This window comes from Thermus oshimai DSM 12092, assembly GCF_000373145.1.
GTDB classification, from domain to species: domain Bacteria; phylum Deinococcota; class Deinococci; order Deinococcales; family Thermaceae; genus Thermus; species Thermus oshimai.
Genome location: NZ_KB890619.1, coordinates 1 through 14,335, shown reverse-complemented (window position 1 = coordinate 14,335; position 14,335 = coordinate 1). Strand labels below are relative to the sequence as shown.

16 protein-coding genes are annotated in these 14,335 nt (G+C 66.0%); 11 read left to right on the top strand and 5 right to left on the bottom strand.

All coding sequences use genetic code 11. The annotated features are described in order from the left end of the window. Nucleotides 1–211 precede the first annotated feature (211 nt). The 6 genes from cas2 to csm5 are packed head-to-tail and all read left to right on the top strand — an operon-like array spanning nucleotide 212 to nucleotide 6,083. On the top strand, nucleotides 212–484 hold the full coding sequence (gene cas2 / locus B043_RS0107560; protein ID WP_016329083.1) for a CRISPR-associated endonuclease Cas2: 273 nt from the start codon (nucleotides 212–214) through the stop codon (nucleotides 482–484). A 57-nt stretch (nucleotides 485–541) separates the two neighbouring features. Continuing rightward, on the top strand, nucleotides 542–2,956 hold the full coding sequence (cas10, locus tag B043_RS0107555) for a type III-A CRISPR-associated protein Cas10/Csm1 (protein ID WP_018461516.1): 2,415 nt from the start codon (nucleotides 542–544) through the stop codon (nucleotides 2,954–2,956). After that, nucleotides 2,957–3,361, top strand: a complete 405-nt coding sequence (csm2, locus tag B043_RS0107550) for a type III-A CRISPR-associated protein Csm2 (protein WP_018461515.1) — start codon at nucleotides 2,957–2,959, stop codon at nucleotides 3,359–3,361. It abuts the gene before it with no gap. Nucleotides 3,362–3,369: 8 nt separating this feature from the next. Continuing rightward, nucleotides 3,370–4,095, top strand: coding sequence for a type III-A CRISPR-associated RAMP protein Csm3 (gene csm3 / locus B043_RS0107545; protein ID WP_016329080.1), 726 nt, complete (start codon nucleotides 3,370–3,372; stop codon nucleotides 4,093–4,095). A gap of 3 nt (nucleotides 4,096–4,098) precedes the next feature. Then, complete coding sequence (csm4, locus tag B043_RS0107540; RefSeq protein WP_018461514.1) at nucleotides 4,099–4,965, top strand: type III-A CRISPR-associated RAMP protein Csm4; 867 nt, start codon at nucleotides 4,099–4,101, stop codon at nucleotides 4,963–4,965. Then, nucleotides 4,962–6,083 (top strand): type III-A CRISPR-associated RAMP protein Csm5, encoded by a 1,122-nt coding sequence (gene csm5 / locus B043_RS0107535; RefSeq protein ID WP_018461513.1) that lies wholly within the window; start codon nucleotides 4,962–4,964, stop codon nucleotides 6,081–6,083. Before csm4 ends, csm5 begins: the two co-directional genes overlap by 4 nt. On the opposite strand, the gene B043_RS0107530 is transcribed toward csm5, so the two are convergent. From B043_RS0107530 to B043_RS12675, 3 genes are all read right to left on the bottom strand, one after another. After that, nucleotides 6,084–6,635 carry a hypothetical protein gene (locus B043_RS0107530; RefSeq protein ID WP_018461512.1) on the bottom strand — a complete coding sequence of 184 codons (552 nt, stop codon included), beginning with the start codon at nucleotides 6,633–6,635 and terminating at the stop codon, nucleotides 6,084–6,086. Nucleotides 6,636–6,664: 29 nt separating this feature from the next. Further along, nucleotides 6,665–7,966: a hypothetical protein gene (locus B043_RS0107525; RefSeq protein WP_018461511.1), complete on the bottom strand. Its 1,302-nt coding sequence runs from the start codon at nucleotides 7,964–7,966 to the stop codon at nucleotides 6,665–6,667. Then, a protein-coding gene (locus tag B043_RS12675) for an IS630 family transposase (RefSeq protein WP_155987414.1) occupies nucleotides 7,966–8,984 on the bottom strand; the annotation gives its coding sequence in 2 pieces (ribosomal slippage) (nucleotides 7,966–8,492 and nucleotides 8,492–8,984; 1,020 coding nt in all). The genes B043_RS0107525 and B043_RS12675 overlap by 1 nt, the downstream gene beginning before the upstream one ends. Before the next feature lie 166 nt (nucleotides 8,985–9,150). Here B043_RS12675 and B043_RS0107510 point away from each other — a divergent pair. From B043_RS0107510 to B043_RS12825, 4 genes are all read left to right on the top strand, one after another. Further along, entirely contained in the window at nucleotides 9,151–10,530 is a 1,380-nt protein-coding gene (locus tag B043_RS0107510) for a TIGR02710 family CRISPR-associated CARF protein (RefSeq protein WP_018461508.1), read from the top strand. Next, nucleotides 10,527–11,273, top strand: a complete 747-nt coding sequence (gene cas6 / locus B043_RS0107505) for a CRISPR system precrRNA processing endoribonuclease RAMP protein Cas6 (protein WP_018461507.1) — start codon at nucleotides 10,527–10,529, stop codon at nucleotides 11,271–11,273. Before B043_RS0107510 ends, cas6 begins: the two co-directional genes overlap by 4 nt. A 324-nt stretch (nucleotides 11,274–11,597) precedes the next feature. After that, nucleotides 11,598–12,194 (top strand): helix-turn-helix domain-containing protein, encoded by a 597-nt coding sequence (locus tag B043_RS0107500; RefSeq protein WP_234944416.1) that lies wholly within the window; start codon nucleotides 11,598–11,600, stop codon nucleotides 12,192–12,194. Between the two features lie 25 nt (nucleotides 12,195–12,219). After that, nucleotides 12,220–13,161, top strand: coding sequence for a hypothetical protein (locus tag B043_RS12825; RefSeq protein ID WP_126164597.1), 942 nt, complete (start codon nucleotides 12,220–12,222; stop codon nucleotides 13,159–13,161). A gap of 2 nt (nucleotides 13,162–13,163) precedes the next feature. On the opposite strand, the gene B043_RS0107495 is transcribed toward B043_RS12825, so the two are convergent. Both B043_RS0107495 and B043_RS0107490 read right to left on the bottom strand, forming a co-directional pair. After that, a complete protein-coding gene (locus B043_RS0107495) occupies nucleotides 13,164–13,511 on the bottom strand; it encodes a hypothetical protein (RefSeq protein WP_126164596.1) in 348 nt (115 codons plus the stop codon). 25 nt (nucleotides 13,512–13,536) lie between these two features. Next, the gene (locus tag B043_RS0107490) at nucleotides 13,537–13,962 is read right to left on the bottom strand and encodes a hypothetical protein (RefSeq protein ID WP_018461505.1); all 426 of its coding nucleotides are present in this window, start codon (nucleotides 13,960–13,962) and stop codon (nucleotides 13,537–13,539) included. Between the two features lie 151 nt (nucleotides 13,963–14,113). Here B043_RS0107490 and B043_RS12350 point away from each other — a divergent pair. Then, a partial coding sequence (locus tag B043_RS12350; RefSeq protein WP_038036988.1) for a transposase occupies nucleotides 14,114–14,335 on the top strand: 222 nt, incomplete at its 3' end.

Below are 14,335 nucleotides of genomic sequence, written 5' to 3'. Positions count from 1 at the left end.
TGTTGCACGAGATGCTTCCCCGTCAGGGGATTGCGACGCGGATGCGCCGCCACACCCTGTGGCTGGTCAGGTTGCACGAGATGCTTCCCCGTCAGGGGATTGCGACTCGTTTGCGGTCCTCCTGCGCGTCTACGGCGAGTTATTTGACGTTGCACGAGATGCTTCCCCGTCAGGGGATTGCGACACCGGCCATTTGGGTTAAAATGCCCATATGGGAAAGAGGCTGTACGCCATCGCCTACGACATCCCGGACGACACCCGCCGGGTTAAGCTGGCCACGCTCCTAAAGAGCTATGGGGAGCGGGTCCAGCTATCCGTGTTTGAGTGCTACCTAGACCCCAAGCTTCTGGAAGACCTCAAGGCCCGCGCCCGGAAGGTGCTGGACCTTTCCGAAGATGCCCTCCGCATCTACCCCATCGCCGGCACGGTGGAGGTACTGGGGGTGGGGCCCGTGGTGGAGGAGGCCCGGTTTGCCGTGCTATAGACCCCCGTGTGCAAAGATCACAGGGAGGCGAGGAGAGGAGGTGTAGGCTTTTCCCACATGGCACCGAACGCCAAAGACCTAGCCCTGGCCGCCCTCCTCCACGACGTGGGCAAGCTCCTCTCCCGCGCCCGCTGGGGCGAGCGGGAGGAAGGGGACCGCACCCACACCGCCTACACCGCCCGCTTCGTCCGGGCCCACGCGGGGCTTTTCCGGGGCGTAGGGGTGGACCCCGAATGGCTGGAGAAGACCGCAAGCCGCCACCACGAGGGCTGGCGCCACCGCCCCGAGTACCAGCCCAAAACCCCAGAGGAGTGGTGCGTGGCCCTGGCGGACACCTACGCCTCCAAGGAGCGGGAGGAGGGCGAGGGCGGCCAAAGCCCCCCGGAGGTGCCCCTAAACGCCCCTTTCCGTCGGCTCCGGGTGGGGGAACGGGAGGGAGAGGAGGGGGGGTATAGCCCCGTCTACGCCCTGAACGGCCGGACGGAAGCCGGCCTCCGCACAGGGGCCCTCTACCCCGAGGAAAGGCCCCACATCTCCAAGGACGCCTACGGCAGGCTCCTGGAGCGCCTCGAGGCCCGCCTTGCGGAGATGGCCCGCCTCCGCCTTTCCCGGGAGGCCCTCCTCGCCAACCTGGCCCTGGCCTTCCAGGAGACCCTGAGCCTGGTGCCCGCGGACACCCAAAGCGAGCCCGACGTGTCCCTTTACGACCACCTCCGCCTCAGCGCGGCCATCGCCCACGCCCTTTGGCTTTACCACGGGGGAGGCCCCACCGTGGAGGCCCTCCGGCAGGACGGGGAAAAGTTCCTCCTGGTGGTGGGGGACATGGGGGGCATCCAGGGGCACATCTACCGCATCGCGGGGGCGGAGACGGGGGTGGGGGGCATCGCCAAGCGCCTCCGGGCGAGGAGCCTCGAGGTGAGCCTGGCCGGGGAGGCCATGGCCCTGGGCCTCCTCTTCCGCCTGGGCCTCACCCCCCTGAACCGCATCCTGGGGGCCGGGGGGAAGTTCTACCTCCTCCTGCCCCACACCGAGGAGGCCCTAAGGGCCCTGGAGGAGGCCCGGGAGGCCTGGGGGCGCTGGGCCTTGGCCCGGGGGGGGAGCCTCGTGCCCCACCTGGCCTGGGTGGCCTTCCGGGGGGCGGACTTCCGGGACTTCGCCGGGGTACTGGCGAGGGCCCACCGGGAGCTGGCCCGGGCCAAGCTCACCCCCTTTTCCTTCCTGAAGCGCACGGTGGAAACCCTAAGGGAGCCCTTGCGCCCCTGCGCCGCCTGCGGCCTCCTCCCCGCCAAGGAAGACGAGCCCGGAAGCCTCTGCGGGGCCTGCGAGCGGGAAAAGGCCCTTGGGGGCCTCCTGCCCAAGCGGGATCAGGTGGGCTTTTTCCAGGAAGGGGCCCCCACCCCCTTCCTGCCCTTCCCGTCCCTGAAGGCCGCCCTGGAGGGGGAAGGGGCGGCGCACGCCTACCGCGCCCGGCTGGACTTCAGCCCTTCCGAAACCCCTTCCGAGGCCAAGCCCCTCCTGGGCCACCTGCCCCGGGTGGCGGAGGCCCTAAGGGCCACCGGGAAAACCCTGGAGCAGTACGAGGCGTGGGCCAAAGGGGAGGGGCTTTGGGAGGAAGAGGAGGCTCACCCCGAAAGGGTCCTCACCTTCGGGGAGCTTGCGGCCCTCTCCGAGGGGGCCCCCTACCTGGGGGCCCTCATGCTGGACGCGGACCGCATGGGGGAGGCCTTCGCCAAGGGCTTCAAAGGGGAAAGGGACCTCGCCACCCCAAGCCGCCTGGCCGCCCTCTCCCGCACCCTGGAGGTCTTCTTCAGCGGGGAGGTCCTGGGCCTCATACAAACCCCCAAGCTCTACGCCCAAAGGCTCGGGTGGGATGGCCTCGAGGCCGAGGCAAAGGCCCGGCGCTACCCCCTCATCTACAGCGTCTACTCGGGCGGGGACGACCTCTTCCTCCTGGGACCTTGGGATGCCCTTCTGGACTTCGCCCTGGATCTGGAACGGCTCTACCGCCTCTTCACCCGCCACCCCGGGCTTACCCTCTCCGGGGGCTTTCTCCTCTCGGGGCCCAGCCTTCCCCTCCCCTCCCTCGCCGAGGCCCTCACCCGGGCGGAGAAGACGGCCAAGGAGGCGGGCCGGGGGCGGCTTTTCCTCTTCGGCCAGGCGGTGGAGTGGGAAACCCTGCGGGCCCTTAGGGGCGCCGTGGAGGACCTGAGGCGGGACCTAAAGGCGGAAAGGCTTTCCCGGGCCCAGGTCTACCGCTGGCTTTTCCTGTGGCGGAAGTTCTGGAAGGAAGAAGAGGACGAAGGGGGAAGGATGCGCTACAAGCCCCTCCTGGCCTACGCCCTAAGGCGGGTAAGGGAGCGGGACGAGGCCACCTGGAGGCGGTACCTAAGGCTTCTGGACCACCAAGACCCCCTATGGCAACACCTCCCCGTGTGGGTGCAGTGGGGGCTTTACCTGGAAAGGAGGGCGTGAATGCCGACGCTGGAGTTTTACAAGGACAAGGAAAAGGGCGTGCTGGACCCGGCCATCTTCCAAAGGGCCCAAGAGGTGGCGGAGGAGCTGGTGCGGGAAGGCGAGCTGAAGTCCAGCCAGTTCCGCAACTACTTCGCCGAGCTCCGCGCCCTGGAAAACCGCTTTGATCGGGAAAGGCGTTCGGACGAGGCCCTGGCCTTCGCCCGATTGGTGCCCCAGCTGGAGCTCCTCAAGGCCAAGCTGGCCTACAACACCCGGGCCCAGGGGCCCCTGAAGAACGCCCGGCGCTTCGTGGCCTTCCTGAAGGAGGCCCTAGAGGCGGGCCAGCGGAGCCCCAAAGACTTTGAAGCCATGATGAAGTACGTGGAGGCGGTGCTGGCCTACTTTTACGCTAGGGGCAAATAGGAGGACGTATGAAGCTTCGGAAAATCATCCGCATCCGGGCCATCCTCCTGGCCAAGTCGGGCCTCAGGATCGGCATGAGCCGGGACCAGATGGCCATCGGCGACCTGGACAACCCCGTGATCCGCAACCCCCTTACGGAAGAACCCTACATCCCCGGCTCCAGCCTCAAGGGGAAGCTCCGCTACCTCCTGGAGTGGGCCCTCGGGGGGGATTACATCCTGAAGTCCAAGGACAAGCACGTCTACGCTTCCCCTGACCCCCAAGACCCCGTGGCCCGCATCTTCGGCCTGGCCCCGGAGAACAACCCGGAAAGCCTGAGGATCGCCCAGGAGCGGGGCCCCACCCGCCTCCTGGTGCGGGACGCCTACCTCACGGAGGACTCCAAGCGGGAGCTGGAGCGGGTGGCGGCCCGGGGCGGGCTCTACACGGAGATCAAGCAGGAGGTCTTCATCCCCCGCCTGGGGGGGAACGCCAACCCCCGCACCACGGAGCGGGTGCCCGCGGGGGCCCGCTTCGGCGTGGAGATGACCTACCGGGTCCTGGACGCCCTGGACGAGGAGTACTTTAAAAAGTACCTCCTCAAGGCCCTAAAGCTCCTGGAGCTGGACGGCCTGGGCGGGCACATCAGCCGGGGGTACGGCCAGGTCTTCTTCCTGCATCCGGGCAAGCCCTGGGAAGGGCAGGAGGACCTACCCCTCGAGGAAAGGCTGGAAATCCAGGAAGTGCCCCTCTAGACCATGCGCCTAACCCTCTTCCGCCTCTACTTCCAAAGCCCCCTGAAGGAGCTCCCCCGGGCCCCCAGCCTCCTCGGCCACCTCCTCTGGTGGTACCGCTACACCCACGGCCGCGAGGCCCTGGAGGAGCTCCTCGCCGAGCCCCTCCCCTTCCGCCTCTCCAGCGTCTTCCCCGAGGGGTGGCTCCCCAGGCCCAAGCTCCCGCCGGTCCAGGTGGAGGAGACGGAAAAGCGCAAGGCCCTGAAAAACCTGAGGCTGGTGAGCCTCGAGACCTTCGCCCGGCTGGCGGAGGAGGGGGAAGGGGCGCTCCTCACGGCCCCGGAGCTCAGCGGCAAGACCCCCCCGGAGCCCAAGCGCCTCCGCCGGAGCCGGGTGGGGATAGACCGGGCCACGGGCGCGGCCCGGAAGGGCATCCTCTTTGCGGAGGAGCTCCTCTTCCCCGATCCCCAAACCCCCTACGCCCTCTACCTCCTGGGGGACCCCCCCTTTGACCCCAAGGAGGCCTTGGCCTTCGTGGGGGAGATGGGGTACGGGGGAAAGGCCAGCGTGGGGCTTGGACGCTTTCGGGTGGAAGGCCCCTTCCCCTGCGAGCTCCCAGAGGCCAAGACCCCCACGGCCCACATGACCCTGGCCCCGGGGCCCCTGGAAGGGGCGCTTTACTACGAGCTGGAACCCTACTGGGGCCGCTTGGGCGGGGGGTACGTGGGGGCCACGCCCTTCAAGCGGCCCCACCTCCGCACCCGGGAAGGAAGCCTCTACCGGGAGGTCCCCGGGCCCCTGGCCCTGGACGTGACCCCCCTGGAACCCCCGGAGGAGGGGGTGCGGGTGTACGAGCTCCTGCAGGTCTTTCCCCTGGGGGTGAGGGTATGAGCTTCCTGGAAGCGTACCGGCTGGAGCTGGAGGCCCTAAGCCCGGTGCACGTGGGCACGGGGGAGCTTTACCCTGCCTACGCCTACGTGCCCGATAAGGAGGCCAAAGGGGTCCACCTCCTGGACCCAGGCGCCCTCCTCCTTCTCCTCCCCGAAGAGCGGCGCCGGCAGTACCTGGAAAAGGTGGCCCAGGGCCCCAAGGCGGCCCAGGACATCCTGAGAAACCTCTACCAGGAGGGCCAGCTCCCCAAAGAAGCCCTCCTCCGCACCGTGGGGGCGAGCCTCGCCTTCTTCAAGACCCTGGAGGAGGCCACGGAAGAAGCCGCCCTGGAGTGGCGCCCCCTGCCCCAAAGCCCCCTGGGCCCCTACCTGCCCGGCTCCAGCGTGAAGGGGGCCTTGAGGACCGCCTGGCTCTTCTGGACCCTTCTCCAGCGGGGGGAGGGGGTGGAGTTCCGGGAGGGGCGCTGGACCTTCCGCAAGCCCACCCTCAAGGACGAGGAGGCCCTCATCCGCGCCCCCAAGAGCCCGGACCTCAGGGCCAACCAGACCTTTGAGGCCACGGTCTTGGGCTACATGGGCGGGCGGGGGCCCGACCTCTACCGGGACCCCTTCCGGGCGGTGCGGGTTTCGGACTCGGGGCCGGGGGAGGGCTTCTTGAACCGCATCGGGGTATTCCACCCTACAAAGGACACCAAAGGGCTCCTCCTCCTGGCGGAGACCTTCCGCAAGGGGAGCCGGTTCGCCCTGTCCTTCCGCTACCACAAAGGCCTTTCCGCCTACGGAGACAGGGGGGTGGCCGGGCCTATCCCCCCTGAGGAGCTGAAGAAGGCCCTCCGGGAGTACTACGGCCGGGTAGCGGAGTGGGAGAAGCGCTTTGCGGAAGATCATGGGCTTAAGCGGGCCCTCGAGGTCTACCGGGAGCTGGAGGAGCGCCTAAAGGACCCCGAGGTCTTCCCCATCCGGGTGGGCTTCGGCTCGGGAAGGCTCGCCCTGCGCCTGGCCCTCCTCCTTCCCGAAGACCACCCCGAGGCCCAGGAACCCAAGACCCGCAAGACCGCGGGGGCCAGCAACCCCCAGGACGGCTACCCCCTGGGCTGGATGGTGGGGCGGCTGGGGTAGTTATTGGCTCCGAGGCTCCGGAGTAAAGTCCAGTTGGAGCGCCAGCTCCAGCCGCCTTAGGACATAGGCCACCTGGCCCCCTTCCACCTGCAACCGGGCCCCGATGCGGAACTCCCGAACGCCAGGGCCCAAGAAGGGCACCTGCGCGCTTTGCTCCCGTAGGCTGAGGGTGGCCGTTTCCCCAGGGGCCAGGGCGAGGGCCCTCGAGGCCCAGAGCTGGTCCCCATCCCCGTCAAAAAGGTTCTCATCCGAAGGGGGGGCCACCCGGACCTCGAGGGTCACGTTCGCGGCCTCCCCTCCGGTGTGGGTAAGCTCCACCTCTCCCAAAACCTGCCCTTCCGCCAAGGCCTCGAGGCCGGGGATGGACAAAAGCTGGCCTTTCGGGGCCGGCAGAAGCACGTTCTCGGTTGGGGTTAGGATGCCCGAGCGCACCTCCTCCGGCAGGAGGGAACGCAGGTCCACCTCCACCCGGTACCTGGTGTAAAGGCTGCACGCAGCAAGCGCGATCAAAAGCCCAACCGCCCCCAAAACCCGGCCTAAAGTGCGCTGCATACCGTCCTCCTTCTAGCCAAGAACTGGGCTTAAAAGCGCATCGCCAGGGCGAGGCCGTAAACGCCGCCCCCCACCAAAGGGGCCTCATGGCGGGTCAGGGCCAGGTCCAAGCCCAACCCCTCCAGCTCCAACCCCACCCCTAGACCAAAGCGAAGGCCCCCCTCGTACCCCACCCCCGCCCGGAGGGAAGTGGACCCTAGAGCGTACTCCACTCCCAAATGGGCGCTTGGGGCCACGCTACCGAAGGAAGCGTCCGCCCCAACCAAGAGGCCCAAGTCCTCAAAGCGGTAGGCCCCGTTCAGGAAGAAAACGGGTGCAAAAGGCCCACCGCTACGCCTGAAGGGAAAGCCTCCAGAAGGGCCATTTTGGTCTATGACGAAATAGTTCGTCCCTTCCCATACCACCAGGCCCAGCAGGTTCTGCACCCCTAGGCCCAGGGTGGCCGGCCCAAGATCCCACACCACGCCCACATCCCCCCGCAGACCATACCCTCGGTTCTGGCTAATAAAGGTTCCTTCTGCCCACAAATCCACGCCCATGGGGCTGCCGTTCTCGTTAAAAAGGGGGCGGGCCTTGGCGCTGAGCTCAGCGTATCCGAAGCCATAGAACCCCTGGCCCCGCACGCCCACGTAAAGCTGGCCCGGCAGGGCCGCCGCCCACCCCAGGGTCAGGGCCAGCCCTTGGGCGGCCCTGACGGTGGCGGAAAGGACGCAAGGCGAGGGGTCTTGACGGCAGGCCTCCAGGCCTCCCCCCGAAAGGGCCTGGGCCAGCTCTGGACTTGGGGCTACCCGCACGCTTTCAATCCCATAGAGGTATCCCAAGCGGAGGTAGGCCTCCTTCCCGCTCCACAGGGGAATCCCGAAGAGCTCGGGGAGAAGGAGCGTGGGCTCGGGCCCGGTTGCCCCGAAGCCAAAGGAAAGGTCTAAGGGGTTTCCCTGCCCGTCGGTGACCTCCAACCGGTCAGCCCGGATGCGGAACACCACCTCCTCGGGGCTCCGGGCGGGGTTCAGGAGGAAGGTGTCCAGGTGGGCGAACTGGTCGTAGAAGGCTAGGACGTCAAACCCCGTCGCAAAGGCCTGGGGATCGGTGTAGTAGGTGAAGGGGCTGGTATCCGAAAAAACAGGAAGGTAGCGCAAAAGCCCTAGAGGGAGGGCGCCCCCCATCTTTCCGAACCGGGACGGGTAAGCGGCGTAAGCCGGGTTCCGGTCCGCGGCCTCTGGCCCCGGCAGGACAAGCCCCCCCATGCCCAGGCCCCGCACCCCCTGGGCCTGGCCCAAAGAGGCCACCCCCAAGCCCATAACCCAAACCCAGGGGCCTAAGTGCCTTTGCATTAGATTCTCACCTCTATCCCTCCCAGGCTCTTGAGGGCTTGCCGCACCGCCTCCTCCAACGCATCCAGGTCGGGGTAGTGCCTCCGGGGCATCAAAGACCCCTTCACCCGCCGCCACACCGTCTCCATGGGGTTCAGATGGGGGCTGTACCTGGGCAGGTACCCCAGATGGAGGCCCCTCGCCCTCCATTCCCCCTCCCTCCCCCTCACCTCCTTCCCCCGATGAAAGGCCGCGTTGTCCAGAAAGAGCTTCAGAGGCTTCCCCAATCCCTTCGCCACCTGCCCCAAGTACGCCACCACCTCTCCCATCCGCACCGGCCCCCGCACCAGAGCAAAATGGAGCTTCCACCCCGCCCCTTCCCACACCAGATGGGCCAGCACGTTCAGCCGGCCCCGGCTACCCCAGACCCGGGGCACCCCAAGCACCTTTCCCCTCAGGCTCCAGGTGTACCCCGGGGGCAGGGTCAGGCTGAACCCCGCTTCGTCCAGATACCCCACCGCTCCCTTCCCCTCCCGGGCCCCCTTTTGGCTTCCTCTTCCTCCCTCCTGAACCGCTCCACCTCCGCCCTCTCCGGTTTCCCCGCCGGGACGTACCGGGTCCGTTTCCACACGTACCCCATGGCCCGGAGATGGCGGGAGAGGGTGCTGAGGTTCAGGTGGAGGCCGAAGCGAGCCTCCACCTCCTCCTGCAGCTGGGCCAGGGTCCAGAGCCGATCCTCCACCAGCTTTTCCCGGAGGAAGGCCTTGACCTCCTCCGTGACCTTGATGGGGGCCCCGGGGGGCTTGCGGTAGGGGAGGCCGGGGAGGCCTGCCTGGAGGTAGCGCCTGAGGACGAGGCGGACGGTGCTGCGGTCCAGGCCGAGGAAGGCGGCAATGCGGGGTGCGGTCCATCCCTGGTGGGCCAAGCGAAGAATGAGGGCCCACCTGCGGGTCTTGGGGTGGGCCCCGGGGTCTTGGGAGACCCGAAGCAATGCCACGTCTTCCTCAGGCGTCAGGTGGATACGGAGGGGAGCACCCATGAGGAGATTTTAAGGAAAACCGACTTAACTTTCTTAGGACTCTAAAAAGAAGGCTCATATGGACCTCCCCCAAACACCTTGTCTTTTCTGAGAATATCAAACCCATCCGGGAAAACCCGTGCATCTGCTCTTGACAAGCCCTGGGGAAAACCCCAAACATCAGACCATGCCCTCGCTTCAGGCCCAACTGGAAGAAGCCCGAAAGACCCTCTACGAGAGGCTGGACCGGGGGGAGGACCCCACCCCCTTCTACAACGAGGCCGTCTGGCCCCTCCTCCTGGCCCTCTGGCGGGAAGACCCCCCCGTGCGCCCCCGCTTCCAGCCCTACGAGGTGTCCATCCACACCGTGGGCACCAGCCCCGAGGCCACCATCCTGGCCATCCTGGGCACGGGGGCAGAGCGGGTCTACCTTCTCCACACGGAGGAAAGCCAAAGGTACCTGGAACGCATCCAGAGGGAAACGGGGCGGGAGGCCTACCCCATCCGGGTGGACAAGAGCGACGTGGCCCTCATCTACAAGACGGTGGCCGAGCTCCTAGGCCGGCACCGGGGGGCGCGGGTGGCCTTGGACCTCACGAGCGGCACCAAGGCCATGACCTCGGGGCTGGCCGCGGCCGCCTTCTTCCTGCAACGGATCCACTCGGAGGTTCAGGTGGTCTACGTGGACAACGAAGGGTACGACCCTCGCCTGCGCCGCCCCATACCGGGCACGGAGTACCTGGTGCGCCTCCCCAACCCCCACGAGGTCCTGGGGGACGTGGACGAGCACCTGGCCCGGAGCTTTTACCGGGAAGGGGAGTTCAAGAAGGCCTCGGCCTACTTCTACGAAACGGCCAAGAAAACGGGCCAGGAGGGCTTCCGCCTCTATGGGCACCTGGCCAAGGTCTACCAGTCTTGGAAGGATCTGGACTTTCCAAAGGCAAAAAAGGACCTGGAAACCCTTCTCAGAGATCTGGACCGGGACGCCCACCTGAACCACCCCCTAAACGCCAGGCGGAAGGACCTCGAGGCCCAGCAGAAGGGCCTCTCCGCCATCCTGGCCCTGCTGGAGAAAAAGGACCTATCGGACAAGGAGGGCGTGGCCTGGCTTGCCGCCACCCTCCTTGCGGGGTACGAGGGGGCCAAGGGGCACCTCCCCCTGGCCGCCCTCTACGCCTACCGGGCCCTGGAGCTCCTCCTGCAGCACCTGGCAGCGGGCATGGGCCTGGACCTCGAGGCGCCCCGCCCAACCCCAGAGGAGGAAGAGGCCCTCAAGGCCACCCTAAAGGCCCTCCTCCCCACGGAAGGGGAAATCCGCATCCCGGAACGCTTTGGCCTCCTCCACCTCCTGGCCTACCTCAAGGCGAAAGACCATCCTGCCTTTAGGCATCTAGACTCCAAGCGCCTCCAGGGCCTTCAGGGGGCCCTAAGGGCGCGGAACAAGGCCCTCCTCATTCACGGCCTGGAGGGCCCCAAGGAAGGGGATGTGGACCAGGTGGCCAGGCTGGCCCGGGAGCTCCTTAAGGGCCTTGGGGTGGAGGCCAAGGCGGAGCCCATCCCCCTATGACCCTGGCCGCCCTCGTTTTGGAACTGGAAGGGGAGGCCCCGCCCACCCCTTTGGGCCTCCGGGGCTTTTTCTATAGCCTTCTACGGGAGCACTTCCCCGAGCTCCACGACCAGGGGGAAAACCCCTTCAGCCTGGGCTTTGGGGGGAAGGAGGGAGCCTACTGGGCCCGCTTGGCCTTCCTCCGGGAGGACCTGTACGCCCGGCTCTCACCGGCGGTGTTTGGCCTCGAGGGGCAAAGGGTGCGCCTGGGGGCCCCCTTCCGCGTGCGCCGGGTCCTGCAGGAGGGCCACCCCTGGGCCGGGGTGAGCACCTACGCCCGCCTCTTCCAGGGCGAGCCCTCCCCCGATCTCCCCTTGCGCTTCCACAGCCCTACCTTCTTCCGCCGCAAGGGGGTGAACTATCCCCTTCCCGAGCCCCGGCTGGTGCTGGAAAGCCTTCTAAGACGCTTTTCCGCCTTTGCCCCGGTAAAGCCCCCTGAAGGGGTGCAAGCGGCCCTTCTGGAAAGGGCCACGGTGCGCTGGCTGGAGGGGCGCACCTTGGGGGTAGAAGGGGACACGGAGGCCACCGGCTTTGTAGGCCGGGTGGTCTACCACCTGCCCAGGGCCACGGAGGAGGAGGCCCTTTGGCTTACCGCCCTGGGCCGCTTCGCCTTCTATAGCGGCGTGGGGGCCAAGACCAGCCTGGGGTATGGTCGGGTGCGGGCGTTTAAACCTTCTGTAGAAAGGACGACCTCCCCGGCTTAGAAGTAAGCCGGGGAGCGCTTCGTTCCCAAGCTTGGTGGAGCGGGGGGGATTTGAACCCCCGTCCTCCCGCTTGCAAGGTCTGCCCCCTCCCCCACTTCACCCCCACCTAACCCCCCAGGAACCGTTGCCTGAAGGCAACAAACCCACTTCGGCGCTTTCGGGAACGGGAACGAAATCGCCCTCACTCCCGGCAGATAAGGGGTAGTCAAGGGGTAGTGACGGAGAAGCGTCCTGGACGGCACTTCCGGGGCCTCCTCCCCCGCCCCTCTAGGCAACAAGGGGAGATCGCTGGGGAAGCAGGTGTTCCTGTGGTATAGTTGCCTCATGACAACGCTAGACCGTGCGGAGGTGGGGGAGGCCCTGAGGCGGCGACGGAAGGAGCTGGGGCTGACCCTGGGAGACGTGGCGCGTTCCATGGGCACCTCGGACGGGTACGTGTGGAAGCTGGAGCAGGGGCTGATCAACCTGCAGAACGTGCCCTTGCCGAAGATCATAGGGCTCTTGAAGGTGCTCCGGTGGACCCCGGAGGAGTTCACCCTGGCGACCGGGGTGCCTCTCCCGGGCCTCTCGGAAAAGACGGAGGAGACGGTCCCGGGGGTTTCCCTCTACAAGGTGCCCGTCTACGGGGAGGAGGAAGTCTACGTGATCCTGGGGCTTCCGGGCCTCGCCCTGGACCCGGCGGACCTGGTGGCCCTCCGGCACGGCAAGGGGCTGTACCTCTTCCGCCGTGGAGAACCCCCTGAGCCGGGGAGGCTCTGCGTGACCGAGGGAGAAGAAGGAGCCTTCCCCGGAGAATACATGGGCCTGAACCCCAAGCGCTCCCACCTGGTGCGCACCCTGGACTGCCCCAGGGAGGTCCGGGTCTTGCCAAAGGAGTCCTGGGAGGTCCACCGGGTGGTCCTGGTGGTGGACCTGGCGTAAAGAGGCTGAAATCAGTGGGGGCAACATGAAACGCCGCTGGCCTGAGGGAACCCAGTTCAGGCTGAGGCTTCACGGAGAGGAAAGGATCGAAACCCTAGACGCCCCCAAAGGTTCCGGCAACCGCATTGGCTCGGAATCCCCGTTAGGGCAAGCCCTTCACGGCTGGCTCTCCAACCCCGGCCCCACGGTGAGCGTTCAGGTGCCCAAAAGAAAAGACCCGGTAATCTGGGAAGTTCTAGGGTTCAAGCTACCGGAAGGAGAGTGGGTAGAAAACCGCCCCGAGTTTTGGGAAGCCGTGAAACTCGCGGGACTCACGGCGATTTCTGTGGGACCGGAGAAGGTCATTCCCATCGCCGCCGAAATGCGAGCCCTTGGACTTCTGGAGGGAGAGCTCTACCCCAGAAGCTGGGATGACCTGCAACACTTGATCGAGTGGGCGCGTTCGGGACAACCCCCAGACGAAGTTGTTGAAAAAGTAGCGCCTGAGCTTGCTTACAAGCGCTATCTTGACCTCTTGAACCAAGGAGAATACCACTTTGCTCCTACAATAGCGGCTCTACTTCGGGATCGGTTGAAAAGACCGTGGGAATCTTACCACTTCGTCAAAGAGTGGAAAGACCGGATACCTCCCGAGAACCGACATAACCTCCGGGCGCTTCTCACAGCGGGGGTCGGTACCATCAATCACCTATGGAACGAGGGCTACACCTCGGATTCAAGCCTGCTCAAAGAAGGGCTTTCCTGGGGGAAAGAAGCCCTCGCCATCAAGGAAGACCCATACACCTACTGTGCCCTGCAGGCGGTCTACCGGGCCCTAAACCAGGACGAGCTGGCCGACATGTGTCTGGAGAAAGCGGAAAAACTCGGAAAACCCTGCGACCCTAGGCGCTTTATACGCCGCGTTCCGATAGCACCGACCGCAGACGAAACACCGACCGATGAAGAAGAAGGAAATACTCCGTTCTGAACCTATCTGTCCCCCCCTTCCTCGATACGCTCACGAATCTCTCTCGGGTGAGGTTGCTTGGGGTAATCCGCGTGGGTGTAGGCCATGAGGAGGTCTACCGTCTGATCTGTTTCGTTCACCAAGGCCAAAACACGCATCTGTCCGGAGGCCCCCCGAGTGTGCGGGGGGCGCAAATAGAACTTGTAGAGCTTATGTCCCTCCGGGGCCAGCCCCCCTGTCATCACCTCAGCGTCCAGTAGCGGGGAAGAAGGACCATGTCGCTCAAGGACTTCCACAAAGGAGAAGAGAACCTTCAGGAACTCCTCCCTTTGCCTGTCGCTCTTATAAAGAGACTTGGCGAGGCGCTTCAAGTCCTTGGCGAAGCTGGGCTTACGCCTAATCGTCCAGGACGAGGGCGCGGAGCTCATCCTTGGTGAGAGGAACGCTTTCCTCGGAAAGCGCCTTCCTCAAGGCTTCCCGAAAAGCGGGGTCTTCTTCCTCCAAACGGTCCATCACCCTCCGGGAAAGGAGGCTGACCGCGTGTAGGAACTCCCCCAGGTCCTCCCTGGTGACATCGCCCCGCGCCAGGGCGAAGCTCAGCTTCAGGCCCTCCCAGAGGTCCACCGCCTTGCCCCAGAGGCCTCGAGAAGGGGGTCCGCTCTCCCAGGAACGGGCCAGGACCGCGAGCTCCCGGCGCAGGTCCTGAGGTAGCTCCCCCCACCTCTCCTCCACCTCGCTCCGCAACCTCTCGGCGTAGGAGGTCAGCTCCCGAAGCTCCAAAGTACGGGCGGAAGGCAGACCACGCGCGGCCTGGCCTAGCATCCGCGCACTCTTTGCGAGCACAACGGTCGTTCCCATATCACCCCTTCCCCCCTCTCAGAGCTCCCACGCCCTAAGATGAGGTTAGGGCACCATGACGACACCCGTCAACACCTGCCATTACGGTCGTGTAAGGAATTATGTGTAAGGGTCTGTGTTTAATAGGGGGGCACACCTTAGACGGAGGAGGTGCCCCTTGGATCAGGATACCCTGCGGATCTTGCTGAGGGAAGCGGTGCGGGAGACAGTAGCCGAGGTTCTGCAGACGGTTCTGGAGCTGGACCGGACGGCCTTCTTGCAGGTGCACGGAGGCCGCAGGAACGGCTACTACCCCCGCAAGCTGGAGACCACCTTCGGCCAGGTGGACCTGAAGGTC